Consider the following 24,721-nt stretch of genomic DNA (forward strand, 5'->3'; position numbering starts at 1 on the left):
GTACTGTATTGCCCGTGTCAGCCGAGTCGACATCACCGCTGCTCATCGAGCATTGCGCCGATTGCTCGCGCTGGGTGCATCCCGCGACCGGCGAATGCCGCGAATGCGGCGCCAGGCTGGTCGCGCGCCCGATTTCCGGACAGGGCACGGTGTTCACCTACACCGTCAACCACCATCCGTATAACCCGGAGATCCCCGTCCCCTATGTGATCGCCATCGTCGAGCTCGCCGAACAGGCCGGGCTGCGGGTTGCCGCCAATATCGTTGACTGCGAACCGGATTCGGTGACGTGCGGGATGCCGGTCAGCATCAAGCCGCACAAGGGCGCCGGCGGGGCGCCGTTGTTCGCACCGCTCTAGTTGATCAGCGCTTGCGCGCAGTCACCAACAAGTACTCCCACTCCATCTTCGAGGACCCGACCAGGTATCGGCTGCCTAGTTCGGCCAGCTGCGTGTCCAACGCGGCAACGCGCTCCGGCTCGTCGGCGATACCGCGGTACGCGGCGAGCGTCGGCCCGTAATTCGCCTTGAAGAAGTCGCGGAAAGCTGCCCCGTCGGCGAAGCAATCCACTTGCAGCACACGGCGTTGCGCGCTGAACTCAACGACGCGGTCCGACAGCAGGGCACGCACGTAGTCGGTGTCGCCCCACATCGTCGCGGGCTGCGCACCAGGTGGTGGCGCCGCAACGTAAGGCTGCATCGTCGCGAACATCGCACCAACGAATCCTTCCGGTGTCCAGCTGATCAACCCGATCGTCCCGCCGGGCCGACAGACCCGCACCAACTCGTCGGCGGCGCGCTGGTGGCGCGGCGCGAACATCACACCGACGCAGGACAGCACCGCGTCGAACCCGTCGCTATCGCACGGCAGCGCTTCGGCGTTGGCCTCGAGCCATTGCAGCTCGATGCCGCGGGTCCGAGCAATCGCTTGACCGCGGTCCAATAGGTCGGGGCACAGATCACTGGCCACCACATCGGCACCGCTTTCCGCGGCCGGTATCGCGACATTGCCGCTGCCCGCGGCGACGTCTAGCACCCGATCGCCCACGCCGATCCCACTCGCCTGCACCAGTATCGGCCCCAATGGCGCCGCGACCGCGGCTGCTACCGCGCTGTAGTCGCCCAAAGCCCACACCGCCCGGTGCTTGCTTTCTTCGCCGATGCGGTCAGCTTTCGCTGCTGCGGTCATGATGGCCTTCCCTTCCGGTCGTTGGCCACCATCGTCTGCTTGACCGATCAACCGATTAAAGTGCCAGATCTGAATCCCTTGAGGTACACAATTTGTACTAGTTAATCCCGCTGGTATGGCGTGTACTGGACACACGTGAAGGGAAGCGCCCAGATGACGACATATGGTCAGTTCTGTCCGGTCGCCAAGGCGATGGAATTGCTCGATGAACGGTGGACACTGCTTGTCGTGCGTGAATTACTGCAAGGCAGTGCGCATTTCAACGATCTACGACGCGGAGTCCCGAAGATGTCGCCGGCACTGTTGTCCAAGCGACTGAAGTCGCTCAGCCGCGCCGGTGTTGTCGAGCGCACCGATGTCGACGGCCGAACCTCGTATGCACTGACACCGTGCGGGCGGGAACTCGCGCCGGTGGTGGATGCACTCGGCGAGTGGGGGCTGCGTTGGATGCCCGAGATTGGTGACGACGATCTGGATCCGCACCTGTTGATGTGGGATATCCATCGCTCGATCTCCATCGACGAGTGGCCGCGAGCGCGCACAGTGGTGGCGTTCCGCTTCACCGAGGTGCCCGTCAAGGCCTCGCGCTGGTGGCTGATGGTGTCCGAAGGATCTGCTGACGTATGCGATTTCGACCCGGGGTATGAGGTCGCCGCGACGGTCGAGACGCCCCTGCGCACGCTGACCGAGTTGTGGCGCGGTGACATCTCGTGGTCGCGCGCCATGCTGAGCGGCACACTGACTATCCACGGAAGCGCCGGGGCTCGCCGGGCCGTGCAGGGCTGGATCGGTCAATCACGATTGGCGGCGGTGCCCCGCCCGGCCTGACGGGACCGCTAGTTGATCAGCGGGTCGCGCGGCATACCCAGAATCCGCTCGGCGATCTGGTTCCGGGTGACTTCCGAGGTGCCCCCGGCGATCGCCATGCCGCGTGCGCCCATGATCAGCCGGCCCGGCGCGGCCCCGGCGCCGTCCACCAGCGCGACCTCGGGGCCGGTCAGGGCCGCCATGATCGCGGCGCCCTCCACCATGTGCTCGGCTAGCTTCAGCTTGGTCACGTTGCCTTCCGGCCCCGGTCCCGCGCCTTCGACGCTGCGGGCCACCCGGCGCAGGTTGAGCAGGCGCAACGCGGTCTCGTTGGCCAGGTAGGACCCGACTCGAATGTCGGCGCCCGCCAACCGATCTGCGTGCTGCTTGGCCAGCTCGACCAGTGCGGTCGCCAATCCCTCGTAGAACGACCCGCTGCCGCCGATGCTGACCCGCTCGTTGCCCAGCGTGGCACGGGCGACCGTCCACCCCGAGTTGGGAGTGCCGACCACGTCTTCGTCGGGAACGAACAGATCGTTGAAGAACACCTCGTTGAAGTCCGAGCCGCCGGTGATCTGGCGCAGCGGCCGCACCTCGACCTCGGGCGCTTTCATGTCGACGATCACCGTGGTGATGCCGGCGTGCTTGGGCGCATCGGGGTCGGTGCGCACGGTGGCCAGGCCGCGCGCGCAGTAGTGGGCTCCGCTGGTCCACACCTTTTGCCCGTTGATCTTCCAGCCACCGTCGACGCGAGTGGCCTTGGTTTTGATGGACGCCGCGTCCGAGCCGGCCTCGGGTTCGGAGAACAGCTGGCACCAAATCTCGTCTTTGCGTAACGCCTTCTCGACGAATCTTTCGATCTGCCAATCAGTTCCATGCTGGACCAGGGTCAGGATCACCCAGCCGGTAATGCCGTAGTCCGGACGCTTGATGCCGGCCGCCTTGAACTCTTCCTCGATGACCAACTGCTCCACCGCATCGGCGGCCAGGCCCCACGGCTTGGGCCAGTGCGGCATCACGTAGCCGGTCGCGATCAGCTTGTCGCGTTGCGCCTCCTTGTCCAGGGCGGCGAGTTCGGCGGCGTCGGCCCGGATCCGGGTGCGCAGTTCCTCGGCCTCGGGAGGCAGATCCAGACTGTTCTCCCGGACGGCTCCCGCCGCGGTGCGTTCGAACACGTCGCGGGCCGGAGTGTCGCCGCCGAAAAGCGCGGATGCCACGAGTGCCCGGCGCAGATGCAGGTGCGCGTCATGCTCCCAGGTGAAACCGATGCCGCCGTGCACCTGGATGTTGAGTTCGGCATTACGCGCGTAGGCCGGAAATGCCAGTGCCGCAGCGACTGCCGAGACCAGGCGGAATTGCTCCTCGTCTTCGGAGGCCGCGCGCGAGGCGTCCCAGACCGCGGCCGTCGCCGACTCCACGGCGACGAGCATGTTCGCGCAGTGGTGCTTGACCGCCTGGAATGTCGCGATGGTGCGGCCGAATTGCTGGCGCACCTTGGCGTACTCGACGGCAGCGTCGACGCAGTCGGATGCTCCGCCCACCGCCTCGGCGGCGAGCAAGGTCCGCGCCCGGGCCAGCGCCGATTCCCGTGCGCCCGCGATGATGTCGGCGGAACCGACGCTGACGTTGGTCAGGTGTACGCGCCCGGAACGGCGAGTGGGGTCGAGATTGTCGGGCACCTCGATGGACACGCCCGAGCGGCCACGGTCCAGCAGCAGCACGTCGTCGCCGGCGGCGACCAGCAGCAGGTCGGCCAGCCCCGCGCCCAGCACGACTCCGGCCTCGCCGTCCGCGACACCGTCTTTGACCTGCACCCGGCTGTCCAGCCCGATGCCCGCGGTGACGGATCCATCGATCAGCCCGGGCAATAACCGTGACTTCTGTTCGGCAGAGCCGTCTTTGGCGATCACGGCCGAGGCGATCACGGTCGGGACGAACGGGCCCGGGGCGACGGCGCGACCGAGCTCTTCGATCACCACGACCAGCTCGGGCAATCCGTAGCCGGAGCCGCCGTGTTCCTCGTCGACGTGCAGGCCGAGCCAACCGAGTTCGACGATGTCGGGCCAGAAGGTGGGCCGGCTCTCGTCGGGGCTGTCCAGCAGGGCTCGCGCCGCCGGGCGCGCCTTCTGCGAAGTCAAGAATGACCGGGCGACCTCGGCGAGCTCACGATGGTCGTCGGTAAGTGCGATACCCATGGGGACCTCCTCGCGCCAGTACCCACCCCGCAGCGTCGCCGGGTGGTCAGCCGGCCCCGCTCCGAGGGGGAGCGGGGCGGCTGCCTAAAGAGTGTACTTATTGCGCTGAGACTTCTAACGGGCCCCTCGCGGGTCGCTACTTGGGTGCGAAGCGCTGTCCGGCGTCCAGGCGCAGGCACTGGCCGTTGAGCATCGGGTTGTCGACGATCGCCAACGCCAGCTTGGCGTACTCCTCGGGACGGCCCATCCGCTTGGGGAACGCCGCGTCTCGGGTCAGCGTCGCCGCCATCTCGTCGGGAACCATCGACGTCAGCCCGGTGAGGAACAGGCTCGGGGCGATCGCCAGCGCCCGGATCCCCATCGAGCCCAGGTCGCGGGCCATGGTCAGGCACATGCCCGCGATCGCCGCCTTGGCGGCGGTGTAGGCGACCTGCCCGATCTGGCCCTCGAACGCGGCGATCGACGCGGTGTTGATGATGACGCCGCGCTCTTCGTCCTCGGGCTCGTTCTTGGCCATGTGCGCGGCGGCCAGCCGACTGATGTTGAAGGTGGCGATCAGGTTGAGATCGATAACCGATTGGAAGGATTCGAGGTCGTGGGGGCCCGACTTGGTCAGCGTGCGCTTGGCGATACCGCCGCCGGCGGTGGTGACCACGACATGCAGGCCGCCCAGCTTGTCGACCGCGGTCTGCAGTGTCTCCTCGGTTCCCGCGTAGTCGGTGACGTCTACCGGGTAGAACGCGCCACTGATGCCTTCGGCAACGGCTTTACCGTCGGAACCCTCGCGGTCGAAGATGGCAACATCCGCACCACGCTCGGCGAACAGTTCGGCCGTGGCCCGACCCATCCCCGACGCGCCGCCGATGATGACGGCCTTCTTCCCATTGATCTCCATCCGGGCCTCTCCTTTTCGGGTTGTCAGATCGTGTGCAATCTGTAACGTTACGCAGGAACGCTAGCGTGTCCGTCCGGCAGGGTTGTCACCGAGCCGTGCCAAGCTGACAAACGTGCTCCTTCTCGAGGTGGTAGCCACATCGATCGACGTCGGCGCCACGTCGTCGCGGCTGACCAAGGTCGCGCGCATCGCCGACCTGCTCAGCCGCGCCGCATCCGACCCCGAAGTGGTCGCCATCGTCGTGTCATGGCTTTCCGGTGAGCTCCCGCAACGCCAGATCGGCGTGGGCTGGGCATCGTTGCGGACGCGGCCACCGGCGGCGGCCGAGCCGCGGCTGACGGTGACCGGTGTGCACGCCAGCTTCACCGAGATCGGCGCGGTCGCGGGCAAGGGATCGCAGGCTCGTCGCGCCGAACTCCTCGCCAAGCTGATGGCCGCCGCGACCGAATCCGAGCAGACCTTCCTGGTGCGGTTGCTGTCCGGCGAACTGCGTCAAGGAGCGCTGGCCGGGATCATGGCCGACGCGGTCGCCAAGGCCGCCGAGATTCCGGCCGCCGCGGTCCAGCGCGCGGCGATGCTGGGCGGCGATCTGCCCTCGGCGGCGGCGGCCGCCCTGTCCGGCGGAGCGGTGGCGCTGCAGGCCTTCGCCCTGAAGGTGGGCCAACCGGTCGGCCCGATGCTGGCACAGACCGCCACCAGTGTGACCGACGCACTTGAAAGGCACAGCGGTACAACGATTTTCGAGGCCAAGCTGGACGGCGCGCGAGTGCAGATCCACCGCGCCGGTGATGTCGTCACCGTCTACACACGAAGCCTGGACGACGTCACCGCCCGGCTGCCCGAGGTGGTGGAGGCGACGCTGGCGCTGCCCGTCACCGACCTCATCGCCGACGGTGAGGCGATCGCGCTGCGGCCCGACAACCGGCCGCACCGCTTCCAGGTAACCGCATCCCGGTTCGGCCGATCGGTCGACGTGGCCGCAGCACGGGCGGCGCAACCACTTTCGGTGTTCTTCTTCGACCTCCTGCACCGCGACGGCGTCGACCTGCTGGACGCCCCGACCATCGAGCGGCTGGACGCGCTGGACGCGCTGGTGCCGGCCCGGCAGCGGGTCGACCGGCTGGCCACCGCCGATTCCGCCGCGGCCACGGCCTTTCTGGAGGCGACGCTGGCCGCCGGTCACGAAGGCGTGATGGCGAAGGCGCCGGGTGCGCCCTACCTTGCCGGCCGTCGCGGCGCGGGCTGGCTCAAGGTCAAGCCGGTCCACACCCTCGACCTGGTGGTGCTCGCCGTCGAGTGGGGTTCGGGGCGCCGAAGCGGCAAGCTGTCCAACATCCATCTGGGCGCACGCGATTCGGTGACCGGCGAATTCATCATGGTGGGAAAGACTTTCAAGGGGATGACCGACGCGATGCTGGACTGGCAGACGGCGCGGTTCACCGAGCTCGCCGCCGGATCGATGGACGGCTACGTGGTCCAACTGCGTCCCGAGCAGGTCGTCGAAATCGCGCTCGACGGTGTGCAGAAGTCCACGCGCTACCCGGGCGGCGTGGCGCTGCGATTCGCCCGGGTCGTGCGCTATCGCGACGACAAGAGTCCGGCCGATGCCGACACGATCGACAACGTCCGTGCGCTGTACTGATTCGCCTGGGCGGCAAACCTCTCGTCGTCGTAGGGTTTGACCGTGACTGTGCACGACAACGATGTCCGCTACATCCACACGGACGATGACCTGCCCCCCGTCGCCATCATCGACCACTCCCCCATCAGCTTCCGCCACAAGATCTTGTTCGGGATCATCGCGGTAATCGGCGCCCTTGCCTGGGCCGTCGTCGCGTTCCTGCGCGGCGAGACGGTCAACGCGGTCTGGATCGTGGTCGCCGCGATCTGCACCTACATCATCGGATTCCGCTTCTACGCGCGGCTGATCGAGACGAAGATCGTCCGCCCGCGCGACGACCACGCCACGCCCGCCGAAGTTTTCGACGACGGCACCGACTACGTGCCGACCGACCGTCGGGTGCTGTTCGGCCATCATTTCGCCGCGATCGCCGGGGCGGGACCGCTCGTCGGCCCGGTCCTGGCGACCCAGATGGGCTACTTGCCCTGCAGCATCTGGATCATCGTCGGCGCGGTGTTCGCCGGCGCCGTCCAGGACTACCTGGTGCTGTGGATCTCCACGCGGCGCCGGGGCCGGTCCCTGGGCCAGATGGCCCGCGACGAGCTCGGCGCGGCAGGCGGGGCCGCCGCGCTGGTCGGCGCCTTCGTCATCATGGTGATCATCGTCGCGGTGCTGGCGCTGGTGGTGGTGCGAGGCCTGTCCCAGAGCCCGTGGGGTGTCTTCTCGATCGCGATGACCATCCCGATCGCCCTCTTCATGGGCTGCTACCTGCGATTCTTGCGCCCGGGGCGGGTGGCCGAGGTGTCGGTGATCGGCTTCATGCTGCTGATGATCGCCGTGGCCTCCGGCAATTGGGTCGGCGAAACCTCTTGGGGCGCATCCTGGTTGAACTTGTCAGCGGTCACGGTGTCGTGGTTGATCATCATCTACGGCTTCGTGGCGTCGGTGTTGCCGGTGTGGTTGCTGCTGGCACCGCGCGATTACCTGTCGACCTTCATGAAGGTCGGCGCCATCGCGTTGCTGGCCGTCGGCATCTTTATCGCGCACCCGCTGATTCAGGCGCCCGCCGTCTCCCGGTTCGCCCACACCGGCGACGGGCCGGTCTTTCCCGGCGCACTGTTCCCGTTCCTGTTCATCACCATCGCGTGCGGCGCGCTGTCCGGGTTCCATGCGCTGATCTCCTCGGGGACGACGCCGAAGCTGCTGGAGAAGGAAAGCCAGATGCGCTTCATCGGCTACGGCGGCATGCTGACCGAATCGTTCGTCGCGATCATGGCGCTGATCAGCGCGGCGATTCTGGACCAGCACGTGTACTTCGCACTGAACGCCCCGGCCGCGCAGACCGGCGGCACCGCGGCCACGGCCGCACACTACGTCAACGGACTCGGCCTGTCCGGGGCGCCGGCGACCGCGGACCAGCTCAATCAGGCCGCCGCCGGCGTCGGTGAAAAGTCAATCGTGTCGCGCACCGGTGGAGCCCCGACGCTGGCCGTGGGCATGTCCGAGGTCCTGAACCGGGCGTTCGGCGGCGGCGGCCTCAAGGCGTTCTGGTACCACTTCGCGATCATGTTCGAGGCGCTGTTCATCCTGACCGCCGTCGACGCCGGCACCCGGGTCGCCCGCTTCATGCTCTCCGACGCGCTCGGCAACCTGGGCGGTCCGCTGGCCAAGCTGCGCAATCCGAGCTGGCGCCCCGGGGTCTGGGTCTGCAGCCTGATCGTGGCAGTGGCATGGGGCAGCATCCTGCTGATGGGTGTGACCGATCCCCTCGGCGGAATCAACACGCTGTTCCCGCTGTTCGGGATCGCCAACCAGCTGCTCGCCGCGATTGCGCTGACGGTCGTCACCGTGATCGTCGTCAAGAAGGGCCTGCTGAAGTGGGCGTGGATCCCGGGCGTCCCGCTGCTGTGGGATCTGACGGTCACCCTGACCGCGTCGTGGCAGAAGATCTTCTCCGCCGACCCGGCGATCGGCTACTGGTCCCAGCACTTACAGTACTCAGCGGCCAAGGACGCGGGCAAAACCGCGTTCGGTTCGGCCAAGAATGTCCATCAGCTCGACGCGGTCATCAGGAACACCTTCATCCAGGGAACGCTGTCGATACTTTTCGCGGTCGTGGTGGTCATCGTGCTGGTCATCGGAATTGTCGTCGCGCTCAAAGCAATTCGCGGCGGCGGCCGGCCGTTGACCGAGGACGACCCGATCCCGTCGAAGAAGTTCGCGCCGTCGAGCCTGATAGCCACCCCCGCGGAGCGAGAGGTGCAACGCCAATGGGCGACACCGCAGGCAGCGTCGTCCGGCGAGCGCCACGCCGGAAATCGATAGTCCCGAAGTTCGCTGCACCACACTAAGATCGTGCGGAATGAGAGTCGGTATCGACTTCGGCACCACCCACACTGTCGTCGCGCTCGTCGACCGTGGTAACTACCCGGTCGTCTCGTTCGACGGCGTCGATGCCTGGCCGTCACTCATCGCCGCCAACACGGCCGGGGAACTGCGCTTCGGGGTCGACGCCGCGGCCGTTCGCCACGATCCGGAATGGTCGGTGCTGCGATCGATCAAACGCCTGCTCAACGACGCCGGGCCACAGACCGAGGTGACGCTGGCCGGCCGCAGCTATCGGTTGACCGACTTGCTCACCGGATTTCTGGCCCAGCTCAAAAGCGATCTTCTGCAGCGCTCGAATGGCAGCCTGACGGCCGGTGACACCATCGAGGCTGCCATCAGCGTGCCCGCCAATGCCGCCAGCGCCCAGCGCCTGTTGACGCTGGACGCCTTCGTGGCGGCGGGTTTTCACGTCGTCGCACTGCTGAACGAGCCGTCCGCGGCCAGCCTCGAATACGCCCACCGATACCGCTCCACCATCACCGCCAAACGCGAATACGTGCTCATCTACGACCTCGGCGGCGGCACCTTCGACGCGTCGCTGCTCAAGATGACCGGGCACTCCAATGAGGTCGTGATCAGCGAGGGCATTCAGCGACTCGGCGGCGACGATTTCGACGAGGCGATTGTGCGACTCGTTTCCGAAGGCGCGAAACTTCGCGACGTGGACTCCGCCGCGCTGGACCTTCTCCGTGAGGAGTGTGCGCTTCGCAAGGAGGCCGTCGGGCCGCAGACGAGGCGCTTCCTGGTCGACATGTCCGGGATCGACGACGGGGTCGACCGGGCACCGTTTTCGTGCGGCATCGACGACGTCTACGCGGCCTGTGCGCCGCTCGTCGAGCCCACGATCGAACTCCTCAACCGCATCCTGCGCGACGGCAGCGGGGACGTGGCGTGGTCCGAGGTCGCCGGCATCTACGTGGTGGGCGGGGCCGGCGGCTTCCCCCTGATCTCCCGGATGCTGCGCAGCACCTTCGGCGAGAAGCGGGTGAAACGCTCCCCTCATCCGTTTGCCGCCACGGCCATCGGCCTTGCCGTCTTCCTGGACAAAGAGTCGGGTTTCGCGCTGTCGGAACGCTTTTCGCGACACTTCGGGGTGTTCCGCGAGGCCGAAGCCGGCGCCGGCGTCGTCTTCGATCCGATCGTGGGCAAAGACGTCTCGCTGCCCGCCGACGGCCAGACGCCGCTCATCGTCCGGCGGACATACCAGGCAGCGCACAACATCGGGCACTTCCGCTTCGTGGAGTGCAGCCGCCTGGTCAACGGCCGCCCCGACGGGGACGTGACGCCCTACGATCCGGTTCTGTTTCCCTTCGACCCCGCGCTCTACGACCGCGACGACCTCGGGCGCCAGCCGGTCGGCCGGTGCACGAACGGGCCGGATGTCGAGGAGCGCTACGTCGTCGCGCCCAGCGGCGCGGTCGAGGTGACGCTCACGACGCACCCGGGCGGATTCATGCGAACCTATCGCCTGGAGCGGCGCGCCGCGTCGGTGTCGTAACTGGGTGACGGCCGGGACTACGCGCCGCTGGATCGAATGATTCAGTGCACCATGGGCTTTGGCGTGCAACCGGTAGCCGGAGTCGCCGCCGCGGGCACCGAGCGTACGTCGCCGGCCACCGGCGCCGTCCCTGGGACTAGCGTCGGATGACATGGCAGAGATAGACCTCGAGGCCCTGTCCACTCCCGAACACGGCTACACCGTCAGGGACGACGATGACGACGACCCGATCCTGCTCGACCGGGAGGGGAATCACATCCAGACGTGGCGTGAACGGTATCCCTACGAGCACCGGATGCCGCGCGACGAATACGAGGATTTGAAACGGCGCCTGCAAATCGAGCTGCTCAAGCTGCAGAACCACAGCAAGCGCAACGGATGCAGGCACCTCATCGTGTTCGAGGGACGCGACGCGGCCGGCAAAGGCGGCACCATTCAGCGGTTCATGGAACATCTCAATCCGCGCGGGGCGCGAGTCGTCGCGCTGGAGAAGCCGACGGAGCGTGAACAGACACAGTGGTATTTCCAGCGCTACATCAGTCACCTGCCGTCCGGTGGCGAGATGGTGCTGTTCGACCGGTCGTGGTACAACCGGGCCGGCGTCGAAAAGGTGATGGGTTTCTGTTCACCCGAGCAATACGCCGAATTCATGCAACAGGCACCGCTTTTCGAGGGGATGCTGGTCGCCAACGGCATCAGCCTGACCAAACTGTGGTTTTCCGTTTCCCCCGCCGAACAACGGACCCGCTTCGCCATCCGGCTGGTCGATCCCGTCCGGAACTGGAAGTTTTCGCCGATGGACATGGAGTCGATAGATCGCTGGAACCAGTACACCGAGGCCAAGGAAGCAATGTTCGAGGCCACCGATACCGATGTTGCGCCGTGGATCGTGGTGCGCAGCAACGACAAGAAACGGGCACGCATCAACGCCATGCGCTATGTGCTCGCTAAATCCGACTACGACGACAAGGACGACGAGGTGGTGAGCGAACCGGATCCGTTGATCGTGGGCCGCGCACTGACCGACTGAGCTAGAAACGATGCCGGAGCTGATTGCGCCACCACACCGAAGGGGATCGCCCATGCCCACCTGGCTCGTCACCGGCTGCTCAACCGGACTCGGCAGAGCCCTCGCCGAAGCCGTCATCGACACCGGCCACAATGCCGTCGTCACCGCACGCGACGCCGCGAAGGTCGCCGAACTGGCCGACATCGCTCCGGATCGGGTGCTGACCGTCGCGCTGGACGTCACCAAACCCGACCAGATCGCTTCGGCCGTCGAGCAGGCCGACGAGCGGTTCGGCGGCATCGACGTGCTGGTCAACAACGCCGGATACGGCTATCGAGCCGCAGTCGAAGAAGGCGACGACACCGAAGTCCGCGCCCTGTTCGACACGCACTTCTTTGGTGCCGTCGCGATGATCAAGGCCGTGCTGCCCGGCATGCGGGCGCGCCGCAGCGGCGCGATTGTGAACATCTCCTCGATCGGCGCCCAGGTGATGCCGGTGGGATCGGGCTACTATTCAGCCGCCAAAGCGGCACTCGAGGGCATGAGCGGCGCGCTTCGCGGCGAGTTGGCCCCGCTCGGAATTTCTGTGACGGTGGTCGAACCTGGAGCGTTTCGAACCGACTTCGCCGGACGCTCGCTCGTGCAGTCGGCCACGGTCATCGACGACTACGCCGGGACCGCCGGACAGCGCCGCAAGGAAAACGACACGATGCACGGCAATCAGGCCGGTGACCCGGCCAAAGCCGGTGCCGCGATCGTCACCGCCGTCGAATCCAGCGAACCGCCTGCATTCCTGCTCCTGGGCCCCGACGCGCTGGCTTTGTATCGCTACACCGCGGACGCCCGCGCGAGTGAGATCGCGAAATGGGAACAGCTGACCGGCGGCACCGACTTCGATTGAGTCAACCCTGGGCAGCGATGCGTTTGGCACGTGTTGTCGAAGTGCTCGTCACGGTTGGCGCGCTCGCAGATCCCTGCGCAGAATCTTGCCCGTCGGCGACTTCGGAATCTTCTCGACGAACTCAACCTGACGAATCTTCTTGTAGGGAGCCACTTTCGCTGCGACGAAGTCGATGACCTCACCTTTCGAGAGTGCGGCGCCAACCTGCCTTACCACGAAGGCCTTCGGGATCTCCTCGCCCGAAACATTATGAAAGACACCGACAACCGCGACGTCGGCGATCCCCGGGTGGGTCAACAGCAGCGCCTCGAGTTCGGCGGGTGCGACCTGATATCCCTTGTACTTGATCAGCTCCTTGAGCCGGTCCACGATGTACACACAGCCCGCGGCATCCACCCGCGCCAGATCACCGGTATGCAGAAACCCGTCGGCGTCGATGATCTCCGCCGTCGCGGCGGCGTTTTCGAGATAACCCGCCATCACGTTCGGTCCCCGGAAGCACAGCTCACCCGGCTCACTCAAACCGGAAGAGGGAACCGGTATTTCGTCCCCCGTCTTGATGTCGACAAGCTTGCTCTGCGAGTTAGGCACCGTCCACCCACACGAACTGACCGGTGCCTCGGCGCCTGCCGGATGCCGGCCGTGCAGCGGAATGACGTGGCTGGCCGGACTCAATTCGGTCATCCCGTATGCCTGCACGATGCGGCAGCCGAGTCGCTGGGTGACCGCGGTGGCCAGTCCCTCGTCCAGGGGCGCGGCCGCCGATGTCAGGGTATGCAGGGAAGACAGGTCAAAGGAATCGACCAGCGGGTCTTTGGCCAATGCGACCGCCACCGGCGGTGCGATGTAAGCCTGGGTGACGCGGTACTTCTCGATGGCGGCCAAGAACGCGCTCAGGTCGAACGACGGCATGACGATCAGCCGCGCTCGGTTCCGTAGCGCGGCGCACAGGAGCCCGGTCAACCCGTAGCTGTGAAAGAAAGGAACCACCGCGATCAGTGTGTCATCGGGATCCACGCCTGACACTGGGTGTAATTGGGCTACGTTGGCGACGAGATTGCGATGAGTAAGCATCACGCCCTTGGGTTTTCCGGTGGTTCCGGAACTAAAGGGAAGCACCGCCACCTGTGTTGCGGGATCAAACTCGATCTCCGGACCCCGACTGCCCGTTGAGTTTGCGAGATCGCCAATATCCAGCGGCAACACATCGCCACTGGACAACCCCGCCGCGTAAGCCGCCTCCTCGGCCTGCTCCCGCAGTCGCGGGGCCGCGATCAACAGTCGCGCACCCGAATCCGCTATCTGGCGTGCGATCTCGTCCACGGTGGACAAGACACTGATGGGCGTCACCGTCGCGCCGGCCCGCAGGATCCCGTGCAACGCGGCTGCGAACGCCGCACTGTTCGGTGAGAGCAGCGCCACCACGTCGCCCACGCCGATACCGCGCCCCGCCAACGCGGTGGCGAAGGACTGGATCCGGGTGACCAGCGCGCGATAGGTCACTTCGGTTCCGGTTGCGGCCTCGACCAGGGCTACCCGATCGGCGTCGGCGTCGGCGAGGTCGCCGAACACGTACTCGTACACACCGGCGTCCGGGATGACGACGTCGGGAAATGGGCTGCCGAAATTCATGATTCCTCCATACCGGGGTGTCCAGTCGCGATGGCCGGCTCCCTTCTCACACCAGCGGGGCGATGCGTTCGGGCACACCCAGCATTGACTTTCCATAGATCTCGTAACCGACATAGGCATTCAATGCGGCATGGCGCGCCCCGACGTTGGCGTCACGCCAATATTGCTGCATCGCACTGGAATCGGCGAAGCTGCCCGCGCCGTGGACGTTGATCAGCGTATGAATCGCCTCGAGCACTTGACGGGCGGCGTAGCCACACTGCGCTCGCGCTTGGGCGCGAAGCGGGTATCCCGCTTCGCCGTTCACGATCTGACCCTCGTCCAACGCGTCGGCGACCTCGAAGGCGTGCAGCCTGGCGGTCCGTAACTTGAGTTTCGCCTCGGCGAGCTGTATCTGCACGCCCGCCGAATCACTTTGGTGGGCAAAGAATGTGTTGGCCAATGACTTCGACGGAGCCGTCTGAAGCACCAGGTCCGCGGCAGCTTGGCCAAGGCCGAGCAACGGCCCCACCAGAAGCAGAGCGGCCATCGGCGCCAATGGCAGCCGATACCCGGATTGGTTTCCCGACATCCGCCCGCTGATCAATGTGTCCAACCCGATAGCGCGGTGTTCCGGAACGAAAACATGTTCAGCCAACCATGTTTGGCTCGCGGTGCCGCGCATGCCGGCCGTGTGCCAGGTGTCGCGCAACCGCACTTCGGAGGCCGGTACGAAGCACAGAAAGTTCTCCGTTCCCCCGTTGTCCTGGTCGGGTACCGCGACGCTGATCGATGCCCAGTCGGCATGCGGGGCCCCCGATGCGTACGGCCAGCTTCCGCTAATCGAGAATCCGCCGTCCACCCGCCGCGCGTTGCCGGGAGTCAGCCCACCGGCGATCCGGGAGTCGGGCACGCTGAAGATTTCGGATTGCGCCTGCGGCGAGCCATGCCGCGCCACCACCGCGGCGGTGGCGGCGATGCTCACCAGCCAGGCCGCCGATGCGTTTGCCCGGCCGAGTGTTTCAACGATCTCGAGCACCGTCCGTTGCGGGGCGTGCACACCGCCGAATCGACGGGGCTTGAGCAAGCGGAAGAAACCGGCGTCAGTCAGTGCATTGATCACTTCGTCCGGCAGCTTGCGCATCGCCTCACTTGCCAACGTGCTCTCGCGAAGTAGCGGCTGCAACCGCACCGCATCGGCCAACAGTTCCTGGTGCGCTGTGGGACACTGCGCTGACGATGTTGTCATGTCACTCCGATGCGAAATCCGTTGTCGGATAACGCTTTCACAGCGAGATTAGAGCCACTGGAGCCGCGATACCTCTTCTCGGTACAGTTCGCGCAACGTTTGAGACACTTTGCTGCGCGCATGTGGGTCGGCCTGTTGCCGAGTCCGGCAGGCCCGGACCCCGGAAGGTGCCGGATCCGCAATCGATGTGACGTCCGCCACACAAGCGATCCGTACGCTTAGTCGCCGCGAATGCCCGAGGAGTGCGGTCAAGCGGGCGCAGGAGAAGCGGGGTTGGAAATGGACGAGAAAAGCCAGCCGGCTACGGTTGCGGAACTCAGAACAACCGACGCCTTCAAACAAGTCGCCAAATTATTTCCGTGCCTGCAAACGCTCGGTCCCGTTGACCGCCGCAAGCCGTTTTCGCTGAGCCAGCGGGTCGGTGCGGTCGGGCCGATTACGGTGTTTGACCTGGCTCTCAACGTCGACGCCCGCATCCGCTGTGCACACGACCGGCCGTTTTACCAAGTCAATATTCTCGCGTCCGGCCGAATGGAGTTATTTCAGCGCGGTTCCTCGATTACCTATGCGCCCGGCCTTGCCACGATTTGTCTCCCCGAAGGTGAACTGATCGTTCCCCGCTGGCAAGCGGGCTGCCGAATGATTGCATTGCGGGTGAGCCGCAATGCACTGGAGGACACGCTCGGCGAGGCGCTCGGGCGCCCGCTGACCACACAGATTGAATTCAGCACGTCCATGGTCACTACCAAGGGGCCCGCACGCAGCTGGATGCACATGTTCACCGTGTTCGCCCAGGAGCTCTTTCGAAGCGACAGTGCCCTGACACAACCGCTGGTCGCAACGCCTTTCGTGGACAGCCTGCTGCATGCGCTGCTGCTCGCCGCGGACCACCCGCACCGGGAGGCGCTCGCAGAAAGAGCCAAAAATGTTGCACCGCACACTATTCGGCCCGCGGTTGACATCATCGAGTCGGAGCCCCATCTCCCGCTGACGATTGCCTGCCTGGCCGCCGAATGCCACGTCAGCTCACGCGCACTGCAGCAGAGTTTCATTCGCCACATGGGCATGTCGCCGATGACGTACCTGCGGCAGGTGCGGCTGCGGCGTGCGCATCAGGAGCTGCTCGAGTCCGATCCCTCGGTCGAAACCGTCGCCTCGATCGCCAAGCGCTGGGGATACTCGAACCCCGGGCGGTTCGCCGCGGCGCACGCGAGCCGGTACGGCGAGACGCCGGCCGCCACGCTGCGCCGGGCCGGGCGGTCCACCACCACGCCGCAACGCGACACTGCCCCGGCGTAGCCGCGGCACCGATGGCCGAACCGTGCCGAGAATGGCTTCGCTGTTTTGGAGAGGGTTATTCTCCAAAGTCGAGAGACGAATTACGATCACTAGGGATTCGCCGCATCGAACCCCTAGCCCAACGATCGGAGCCCACCATCGACGCCTGGATTCTCGACGCGGTGCGCACGCCGCGCGGGCGGGGCCGCCCCGACGGCGGACTGCACAACGTGCATCCGCAGACGCTGCTCGCCACCTGCCTGACCGCCCTTGCCGAGCGCACCGGTTTCGACCCCGCGGACGTCGAGGACGTGATCGCCGGCAACGGCATCCTGTCCGGTGACCACGGTGACGACATCGCACGCCTATCGGTCCTGCTCGCCGACTGGCCGGAGACCGTGCCCGGGATGACACTGAATCGCTTCTGTGGATCCGGTCAGCAAGCCGTCACCGTCGCGGCGTCGTCGATCGCGGCGGGCATCAACGATTTGGTGATCGCGGGCGGAGTCGAATCGATGTCACGTTGGGACGTCACGGCCGGAGTGCCGACGATCGATGGCAACAACGCGGACTTTCGCGCACTGTATCCGTCAGTACCGCAAGGTATTTCGGCTGACCTCATCGCGACGCTCGAAGGCTTCACTCGCGAGGTCGTCGACACCTACGCCACACTGAGCCAAAACCGAGCTGCCGCCGCCATCGACGGGGGAAGATTCGATCGCTCCCTGGTCGAAGTCGCCACGCCCGAAGGTCCATTCGCCCGCGACGAGCACCCCCGCCCCGGCACGTCCCCGGAGTCGCTGGCACGGCTGCGGCCGGCGTTCGCCGCGATGGGCGCCGCCGGTGTCGACGGGGAGCACCGCACGTTCGACGAGATCTGCCTGCAGCGCTACCCCAGCATCGACCACGTCGACCACGTTCACCACGCGGGCAACTCCTCCGGGGTCGTCGACGGCGCGGGTACGGTGTTGCTCGCGTCGCCGAACTGGGCGCGCTCCAACGGCGTAGAGCCGAGGGGGCAGATCCGGGCCGCCGCCACGATCGGCAGCGAACCGATCATCATGCTCACCGCGCCGGGGCCGGCCGCGCAGCGCTGCTTGCAGCGCGCCGGCATGACCGTGGCGGACATCGACCTGTGGGAGATCAACGAAGCGTTCGCCGCCGTCCCACTCAAGGCGATCCGCGACCTCGACCTCGATCCGGATCGGGTCAATGTCAACGGAGGCGCGATCGCGCTGGGCCACCCGATCGGCGCGACCGGCGCGATGCTGATCGGGACCGTGCTCGACGAGCTCGAACGTCGCGACCTGACAACAGGACTGGTGACCATGTGCACCGGTGGCGGCATGGGTACCGCGACGATCGTCGAGCGGGTGTGACCCGGATATGACTCAGGCCGACACACTCGTTCTCGACCGGCCGCGCGACGGCGTCGTCGTCCTGCGATTGAATCGACCCGAGCGACTCAACGCGATCAACGAGGCTATGCAAACCGAATTAGTGCAGACGCTAAGCGCTTTGGCCGGCGACAGCGCGGCGCGGGCCATCGTTCTCACCGGCGCCGGTCGGGGCTTCTGCGCCGGGATCGACCTGCGCGACTTCGGCCCCAGCATGCTCGAGGCCACCGCGCCCGCACTGGACCGGATGCGGTTTCAGGAGAGGATGGCCGCGCTGGCCGAGGGCCTGCGTGCGCTGCCCGCGCCGGTGATCGCCGCGATCAATGGCCCGTGTGTCGGCGCGGGATTGGCCTTGTGTCTGGCTTCCGACATTCGGATCTGTTCGACGACAGCATCGTTCGGTAACGCCGCGATCCTGCTCGGCTTGTCGGGCGCCGAGATGGGCATGAGCTACCACCTGCCCCGCATCGTCGGGACCAGCGTCGCCGCGGACTGGATGCTTACCGGACGCACCGTGTCGGCGACCGAAGCCGATCGGCGCGGGCTGGTCAGCGAGCTTGTGCAGCCGGATCGGCTGACCGACCGTGGGGTTCAGTTGGCGTCGCTGATCGCGGACCTGTCGCCACTGGGCGTGCAGCTGACTAAGCGTGCGTTGCAAGTCAACACCGATGCCGCGAGCTTGTCCGCGGCGCTGGAGCTGGAGAACCGCAATCAGGTGATCTCGCACGCCAGCGACGAAGCGAGCGCACGCCGGCAAAAGTGGTCTTCGGGACAGACCCAGTGAGCGGTCCGCTGCGCGGGGTCCGCATCGTGATGATGGGCGGCTTGGGGCCGGCCCCCTTCTGCGGGATGGTGTTGGGAGACTTGGGCGCAGACGTCGTGCGCGTCGATGCGTTAGCGGGCGTGGACGGTCCGCAGCCGATCGATTACACGGTCCGCCGGAGCCAGCGGTCCGTTGCCGTCGACGTCAAGGATGCCCGCGGCCGCGACCTCGTGCACCGGCTGGTCGCCGACGCCGACGCCTTTGTCGACGTGTATCGACCGGGCGTGGCCGAACGGCTGGGCATCGGCCCCGACGCACTGCGGACGCACAATCCTCGTCTGGTGTACGCCCGCATGACGGGCTACGGGCAGGACGGGCCGCTGGCCGGACACGCCGGCCACGACATCAACTACCTCGCGCTCGCGGGTGCCCTGCACGGTATCGGCACTGCCGAAACACCCGTTCCGCCACTCAATCTGGTTGGCGACTACGGCGGCGGCGGAATGCTGCTGGCGGTGGGCCTGCTCAGCGCGATTCTCGAGGCCCGCGAGTCGGGCGAAGGTCAGGTGCTCGACGTCGCGATGGTCGACGGCGTCGCGACCCTGCTGGCGCCGTACTTCGGCATGGTGCCCGCCGGTACCTGGCGCGATCACCGCCAGGACAACCTGCTCGACGGCGCGGCACATTTTTACGGCGCCTATGCCACCGCGGACGAACAGCACGTCGCGGTCGGCGCGATGGAACCGAAGTTCTACGCCGAACTCTGTGATCGTCTCGGCGTCGACGTTCCGCATGACGACGACGAACCGGCCGCCTGGCCGGCGCACCGCGCCGCGCTGGCTGCCCGTTTCGCCGAGAAGTCGCGCGACGAGTGGGAACCATTTCTCGACTCGCCGGAATGTTGTGCGACACCGGTACTTTCGCTATCGGAAGCGCCGCGGCATCCGCATCTTGCCGCACGCGCGACATTTATCGCCGTTGACGGGATCACCCAGCCGGCGCCGGCTCCACGGTTCTCGCGCACCAGGCCCGATACGCCCTCGTCACCGTCGTTGCCGGGCGATCACTCGCGTGCCGTGCTGCGCGAATTGGGATTGGACGCAACAGCCATCACCGAGCTGGAAGGCGCCGGCGTGGTGGCACAGAGCAAGAAGGGATAACAGATGTCGTGGGATTTCTCGACTGATCCGCAATGGGCACAGCAACTCGAATGGGTCGAGGACTTCGTGCGCACCGAGTGTGAGCCCATCGACCTGATCGTCAAGGAGTCACATGATCTGGGCGATCCGGTGCGCCAGGCGCTGATCCCGCCACTGCAGGAGATCGTGAAGCAGCGTGGGCTGTGGGCCACGCACCTGGGTCCACATCTGGGTGGCCCGGGCTACGGCCAGGTGAAACTAGCCCTGCTCAACGAGATTCTGGGCCGTTCGGAGTGTGCACCGATCGTATTCGGCTCGCAAGCACCGGATTCCGGCAATAGCGAGATCCTTGCGCACTACGGCACGCCTGAGCTCAAATCGCGCTATCTTGAGCCACTGCTCGATAACCGGATCGTGTCCTGCTTCTCGATGACCGAACCGCAGGGCGGCGCGGACCCGAAGGTCTTCACCACCTTCGCGGTGCCCGACGGTGAGCATTGGATCATCAACGGGGAGAAGTGGTTCTCGTCGTTTGCCTCGATGGCGTCGTTCATCATCGTGATGGCGATGACCGACCCCGATGCGCCACCCTACCAACGATATTCGATGTTCGTCGTCCCCGGGGACACCCCCGGGATCAATGTGATGCGCGATGTCGGACTGGGGTACCAGCCCCTGGGCGGCGGGCGCGAGGGCTACGTCCGCTACGAGAATGTCCGGGTGCCGGCCGATCATATGCTGGGCCCGCGGGGCGGTGCGTTCGTCGTCGCGCAGACGCGTCTCGGCGGCGGACGCATCCACCACGCGATGCGCACGGTCGGCTTGGTCCGCCGAATCTTCGACATGCTCTGTGAGCGGGCCGTGTCGCGCTACACCCAGGGCGAGGTGCTCTCCAACAAGCAACTGGTGCAGGAGATGATCGCCGACTCGTGGATGGAGATCGAGGCGTTCCGGCTGCTGACGCTTCAAACCGCTTGGAAGATTGACCAATTCAACGACTATCAGGCGGTGCGCGCCGATATTTCCGCGGTCAAGGCGATGATGCAGAAGGTGCTGCATGACGTGTCGGCGCGGGCGCTGCAACTACACGGATCGCTGGGCACCACTCACGAGATGCCGTTCGTGCAATATCTGGTGGAGTCCTTCGTGCTGGGCCTCGCCGACGGACCGACGGAGGTGCACAAGGTGACGCTGGCCCGCATGCTGCTCAAAGACCGCGAGCCCGCACCCGATCTGTTTCCCTCCGAGCACCTGCTGCGGCTGCGCGCGGCCGCCGAGGCCAAGTTCGCCGACAAGCTGGCGGGTATCCCCCGCTGAACCACCGTTACTGCGCTTGCTGCGGGATCAGCGCGAGAACGGGAATCGTTCGGGTGGTTTTACGTTCATAGTCGGCGAAGCCCGGATACCGCGACGCTTGCATCGCATACATCTGGTCGCGTTCGTCACCGTGCAGTTCGACGGCCCGAACCTCGATGAGGTCGTCCCCCACTTCAATCCGCGCGTCGGGGTGAGCCACCAGATTGTGGTACCACGCCGGGCTGCGGTCGGCGCCCGCCGCGGACGCGAACACCAGATAGCGATGCCCGTCGGCCAGATACATCATGGGACTCACGCGTTCCTCGCCGCTGCGAGCTCCCTTGCTGTGCAACAGCAGTACCGGTGCGCCCTCGAACTGTCCCCCGAGCCGGCCGTGGTTGGCGCGGAACTCTTCGATATTGCGACGGTTGAAATCGTCGTCGGCCACGATGCCTCCCACCCATTGAGTTGCTCGATTCTATCGGCGCCCGCGACCGGCGAAAGAGTTAGACGGCCATGGTCACGCCGACGTAGGACAGCACCACGTCGGACTGATCGGTCATCCGGGTCAGCGTCGCGTAGGAGCGAATGAACGACTGGCCCACGCAACCATCGATTTTGACGTGGAAATTGCTGATCATCACCCAGGGATTGGAGCCTCTGAACTGCTTCTTGGTTACCGGCACCACGATCACGAAGCCGGGTTTGAGGCCCACGTTGATCGTGCCCCCCACCGGTGCGGTGATCACCGGCAGGAAGTTTCCCGGTATGGGAAGCCCGGCCGTGATACCGAGCGATGGGGCAAGGCCGGCATTGCCGCCTATCTCCACGCCGTTGGACGTGCTCATGTCGATTCCACAACCGATCTCGTAACCCACTTCGAGCAGGCCCTGCCCTTGTTCGGGTCCCCTCAGCGAACCGACGAAGGTTCCGCTGGAGAGATATTCGCGAGACGAGATCGCGGTGGTCAACGGTGCCACCGGGACCTGCATCTCGTCCTTAGCCCCGAGCCCGAGGATCCAGCCATCGGGTGTATTGACCGATACCGGGGGATTCGAAGCCACCCGACCGTCGTTGGGTGCCGAGGCGGCAACGGGCTCAGCCTCCGGATCACCGCCCGCTGCGGGAGCCACGATGACGGACATCGCGAAGCACAGAGCGACTACCGCAGCACGACGTACGACCTGGTCGATCGGCCTCACGAGCAACAAGGTATGCGTCGCGATATTCGATCGGCAGAATTTGCCGGCCGGTCCGGCAAAGTTGTGTTGCGTTCGTAACGGATACGCGATGTAGGCCCGGCACGCTGGCAGTGCCGCATGGTCGGCAATTTTTGCGTTGTGCGGATTGGCCCGCCGCTAGAATTGCAACAACGATGCACCCGACTGGGCAGAGAGGGCGGCGATGAAACCTCGTTCGTACGCTCGTGGACTGCTTGCCGGTGTGTTCAGCCTCGTGGCGCTGGGATGCGGGACCGGCACGGCTCAGGCGGCGCCAGAGCCCACTCCGCCGCCGATGCCGCCCACCCTAAACCAGTTGGAGACGGTCGACGCGCCATCGATCTTCACAAATCCGGCCGATCGCGGCCGTCCCATCCAAAAAAACTGGGACGGTTTCGGAATGTATTGCCAGAATCTTTTCGTCCGGTGCGGTTAACCGGCCCACGTCCAGGGCGGCTCAGTCCACCATCGACCGCGCCCGCTGCAGCAGTCGCGGCAACGTCGGCGCCATGGCTTCCCATTCATCGCGCGGTGTCCTCCGTCGGCGGTTGTGTTTGACGATCAGCGACCAGGTCGCCGCCGACTTGAAACAGGCCAGTGCACGAAACCAGGCCAGATCGGCGACTTGATGCCCCAGCTCCTGCTGATAGATCTCGGCGAGTTCGTCGATCGGCGGCGCCACGCCGACGGCGTCCGAAACACGTTGGTAAGTTTCGGGATCGCAGTTGATCAGAAACCAGCCCGCATCGATCCGCGGATCTCCTACCGACCAGATCTCCCAGTCGATCACCGCGTTGACACTCGCCCCGGCCGCCATCAGGTTGCCCAACCGAAAGTCACCGTGTACCACGCTAGGCGCGATAGCCTTTGGGGCGCAACGCACTAACGCGTCGCGTACCCCCTGCCAGCCGGGTACCAGTGCTGCATCGACGGTCTGCAACGTCTGACACCAGCGCTCGACTTCCGAGACCGCATCGATGACCGGTTCAAAACCCAGTCCGAGGTCACCCGGCGACAGGCTGTGCAGTGCGGCCATGACCCGGCACGCGTTGCGGTAGCGCTCGGCCAGCTCCGGCGCGGGCGGGCAACCGTCGAACAGCGGCTCGACGCAGTCACCGTCAACGTGCGACATCACGAACAGCGGCGCGACCATGGGCGGATCTCCCGAATCCTCCCACAGCACCTCGGGCACCGGAACCCGGGTCGCGGCAAGCGCTTTGAGAATGCGAGCCTGCCGCAGCACATCACGGTGCGCGATCGGCTCAACCCCTGGCGGTGCGAGCTTGACCACCACGGGCTCACCGGATCGCGTTCCTCGAAAGGTGAAGCTGGAGGCGCCTCCTGCCAGCGCGGTGACGTCGGCGACGTCGGCGGCCGCGAGTCGGCGGCGCAGCTCGTCGAGATCGACCTCCACCATCAGCCGGCGGGCTGAAACCAGCCGACCTCCGCGAGGAAGGGCTGGGTATGCGCAATCCGGCCGGTCAGGGTCTTCGGATCTCCGGTGCACAACCGGAACGCCGTCTCGGTGATCAGTTCGATGTCCTCGGTGTCCGTCTTGGCAAGGTCGAGGGTGCCCGCACCCGGGGTGGCCACGGGATTGGACGGAGCGGCGGCGTTGACCGCGATTCCGTCGTCATACAGTTCTGCCGCAAGGCTTTTGGTGAGCCGGTTGAGTGCGGCCTTGGCCGTCCCGTAAATGCCGAAGCCCGCGGTCCGGTCGAATTCGGAGAAGGGCGGGCCGGGCGGTAGGTCGCCGCCCACTGAGGTCAGGTTCAGAATCCAGCCCCGCCCGCGTTCGCGCATCGCGGGAATTGCCAACTGGCTCAAGTGCAATGGCCCGAGCACATGCATTTCCATCATCAGACGGGCGCGGCGCTCGGGGAACCCGTCGAGGGGTCGCAGGAAGGTGACCGCGGCATTGTTCACCAGGATGTCCGGAGCGCCGACGGTGTCCACGACTTCACCGAACAGCCGCTCGCGTTCCTCGGCCTGGGACAGATCTGCCTGCACGGCGATGGCCCGGCCCCCCGCGGCGACGATCTCGTCGGCGGTTTCGCGCAGCGACCCGTGGTATTTGGGGTCGGGGTCCATCGTCCGCGCGGTCAGCGCGACCGTGGCACCGTGGGCCGCGAACCGCGTGGCGATCGCCTTGCCCAAACCTCGGCTGCTCCCGGTAACCAGGGCCACCAATCCGTCGCATCGTTGGTTCGCGGTCATCGTCGGCGCTCCTCGGCGGGATCCGGTAACGGAAATGGCTTCTCCAAAC

21 protein-coding genes are annotated in these 24,721 nt (G+C 66.0%); 12 read left to right on the forward strand and 9 right to left on the reverse strand.

Annotated elements, in window-relative coordinates:
- Window positions 1-14 precede the first annotated feature (14 nt).
- Window positions 15-359: a Zn-ribbon domain-containing OB-fold protein gene (locus AC5Y5O_RS20730; protein ID WP_096285796.1), complete on the forward strand. Its 345-nt coding sequence runs from the start codon at window positions 15-17 to the stop codon at window positions 357-359.
- Between the two features lie 4 nt (window positions 360-363).
- On the opposite strand, the gene AC5Y5O_RS20735 is transcribed toward AC5Y5O_RS20730, so the two are convergent.
- A complete protein-coding gene (locus AC5Y5O_RS20735; RefSeq protein ID WP_096285794.1) occupies window positions 364-1,188 on the reverse strand; it encodes a class I SAM-dependent methyltransferase in 825 nt (274 codons plus the stop codon).
- A gap of 153 nt (window positions 1,189-1,341) precedes the next feature.
- On the opposite strand from AC5Y5O_RS20735, the gene AC5Y5O_RS20740 reads away from it, so the two are divergent.
- Entirely contained in the window at window positions 1,342-2,016 is a 675-nt protein-coding gene (locus AC5Y5O_RS20740; protein WP_096290944.1) for a winged helix-turn-helix transcriptional regulator, read from the forward strand.
- Between the two features lie 8 nt (window positions 2,017-2,024).
- Here AC5Y5O_RS20740 and AC5Y5O_RS20745 read toward each other — a convergent pair whose 3' ends face one another.
- Both AC5Y5O_RS20745 and AC5Y5O_RS20750 read right to left on the reverse strand, forming a co-directional pair.
- Window positions 2,025-4,190: an acyl-CoA dehydrogenase family protein gene (locus AC5Y5O_RS20745; protein ID WP_500027146.1), complete on the reverse strand. Its 2,166-nt coding sequence runs from the start codon at window positions 4,188-4,190 to the stop codon at window positions 2,025-2,027.
- Between the two features lie 136 nt (window positions 4,191-4,326).
- Window positions 4,327-5,085 (reverse strand): SDR family NAD(P)-dependent oxidoreductase, encoded by a 759-nt coding sequence (locus AC5Y5O_RS20750; protein WP_096285790.1) that lies wholly within the window; start codon window positions 5,083-5,085, stop codon window positions 4,327-4,329.
- Window positions 5,086-5,197: 112 nt separating this feature from the next.
- On the opposite strand from AC5Y5O_RS20750, the gene AC5Y5O_RS20755 reads away from it, so the two are divergent.
- The 5 genes from AC5Y5O_RS20755 to AC5Y5O_RS20775 all read left to right on the forward strand — a co-directional run bounded on the left by AC5Y5O_RS20755 (window position 5,198) and on the right by AC5Y5O_RS20775 (window position 12,502).
- Entirely contained in the window at window positions 5,198-6,727 is a 1,530-nt protein-coding gene (locus tag AC5Y5O_RS20755) for an ATP-dependent DNA ligase (protein WP_500027149.1), read from the forward strand.
- A 36-nt stretch (window positions 6,728-6,763) separates the two neighbouring features.
- Entirely contained in the window at window positions 6,764-9,031 is a 2,268-nt protein-coding gene (locus AC5Y5O_RS20760) for a carbon starvation CstA family protein (RefSeq protein WP_500027151.1), read from the forward strand.
- Between the two features lie 37 nt (window positions 9,032-9,068).
- Window positions 9,069-10,592: an Hsp70 family protein gene (locus AC5Y5O_RS20765; protein ID WP_500027155.1), complete on the forward strand. Its 1,524-nt coding sequence runs from the start codon at window positions 9,069-9,071 to the stop codon at window positions 10,590-10,592.
- Window positions 10,593-10,743: 151 nt separating this feature from the next.
- Window positions 10,744-11,622 (forward strand): polyphosphate kinase 2, encoded by an 879-nt coding sequence (gene ppk2, locus AC5Y5O_RS20770; RefSeq protein ID WP_096285782.1) that lies wholly within the window; start codon window positions 10,744-10,746, stop codon window positions 11,620-11,622.
- Window positions 11,623-11,674: 52 nt separating this feature from the next.
- On the forward strand, window positions 11,675-12,502 hold the full coding sequence (locus AC5Y5O_RS20775) for an oxidoreductase (RefSeq protein WP_096285780.1): 828 nt from the start codon (window positions 11,675-11,677) through the stop codon (window positions 12,500-12,502).
- A 48-nt stretch (window positions 12,503-12,550) separates the two neighbouring features.
- On the opposite strand, the gene AC5Y5O_RS20780 is transcribed toward AC5Y5O_RS20775, so the two are convergent.
- A complete protein-coding gene (locus tag AC5Y5O_RS20780; protein ID WP_500027158.1) occupies window positions 12,551-14,134 on the reverse strand; it encodes an AMP-binding protein in 1,584 nt (527 codons plus the stop codon).
- A gap of 46 nt (window positions 14,135-14,180) precedes the next feature.
- A complete protein-coding gene (locus AC5Y5O_RS20785; protein ID WP_500027161.1) occupies window positions 14,181-15,362 on the reverse strand; it encodes an acyl-CoA dehydrogenase family protein in 1,182 nt (393 codons plus the stop codon).
- Window positions 15,363-15,641: 279 nt separating this feature from the next.
- Between AC5Y5O_RS20785 and AC5Y5O_RS20790 the strand changes: the two genes are divergently transcribed.
- The 5 genes from AC5Y5O_RS20790 to AC5Y5O_RS20810 all read left to right on the forward strand — a co-directional run bounded on the left by AC5Y5O_RS20790 (window position 15,642) and on the right by AC5Y5O_RS20810 (window position 21,256).
- On the forward strand, window positions 15,642-16,661 hold the full coding sequence (locus tag AC5Y5O_RS20790; RefSeq protein ID WP_243393943.1) for an AraC family transcriptional regulator: 1,020 nt from the start codon (window positions 15,642-15,644) through the stop codon (window positions 16,659-16,661).
- A 149-nt stretch (window positions 16,662-16,810) separates the two neighbouring features.
- On the forward strand, window positions 16,811-18,019 hold the full coding sequence (locus AC5Y5O_RS20795) for an acetyl-CoA C-acetyltransferase (RefSeq protein WP_207768520.1): 1,209 nt from the start codon (window positions 16,811-16,813) through the stop codon (window positions 18,017-18,019).
- 7 nt (window positions 18,020-18,026) lie between these two features.
- Window positions 18,027-18,821 carry an enoyl-CoA hydratase/isomerase family protein gene (locus AC5Y5O_RS20800; protein WP_096285772.1) on the forward strand — a complete coding sequence of 265 codons (795 nt, stop codon included), beginning with the start codon at window positions 18,027-18,029 and terminating at the stop codon, window positions 18,819-18,821.
- A complete protein-coding gene (locus tag AC5Y5O_RS20805; protein ID WP_500027164.1) occupies window positions 18,818-19,960 on the forward strand; it encodes a CaiB/BaiF CoA transferase family protein in 1,143 nt (380 codons plus the stop codon). Before AC5Y5O_RS20800 ends, AC5Y5O_RS20805 begins: the two co-directional genes overlap by 4 nt.
- A 3-nt stretch (window positions 19,961-19,963) precedes the next feature.
- Window positions 19,964-21,256: an acyl-CoA dehydrogenase family protein gene (locus AC5Y5O_RS20810; RefSeq protein WP_096285768.1), complete on the forward strand. Its 1,293-nt coding sequence runs from the start codon at window positions 19,964-19,966 to the stop codon at window positions 21,254-21,256.
- A 7-nt stretch (window positions 21,257-21,263) separates the two neighbouring features.
- Here AC5Y5O_RS20810 and AC5Y5O_RS20815 read toward each other — a convergent pair whose 3' ends face one another.
- The 4 genes from AC5Y5O_RS20815 to AC5Y5O_RS20830 form a co-directional block, all read right to left on the reverse strand.
- A complete protein-coding gene (locus tag AC5Y5O_RS20815; protein ID WP_096290942.1) occupies window positions 21,264-21,683 on the reverse strand; it encodes a nitroreductase family deazaflavin-dependent oxidoreductase in 420 nt (139 codons plus the stop codon).
- Between the two features lie 58 nt (window positions 21,684-21,741).
- On the reverse strand, window positions 21,742-22,380 hold the full coding sequence (locus tag AC5Y5O_RS20820) for an MspA family porin (RefSeq protein ID WP_096285766.1): 639 nt from the start codon (window positions 22,378-22,380) through the stop codon (window positions 21,742-21,744).
- Between the two features lie 532 nt (window positions 22,381-22,912).
- Window positions 22,913-23,872, reverse strand: a complete 960-nt coding sequence (locus AC5Y5O_RS20825) for a phosphotransferase family protein (protein WP_500027168.1) — start codon at window positions 23,870-23,872, stop codon at window positions 22,913-22,915.
- Complete coding sequence (locus tag AC5Y5O_RS20830) at window positions 23,872-24,672, reverse strand: SDR family NAD(P)-dependent oxidoreductase (RefSeq protein WP_500027173.1); 801 nt, start codon at window positions 24,670-24,672, stop codon at window positions 23,872-23,874. Before AC5Y5O_RS20830 ends, AC5Y5O_RS20825 begins: the two co-directional genes overlap by 1 nt.
- Window positions 24,673-24,721 lie beyond the last annotated feature (49 nt).

It is taken from the genome of Mycobacterium sp. NGS40, assembly GCF_059812735.1.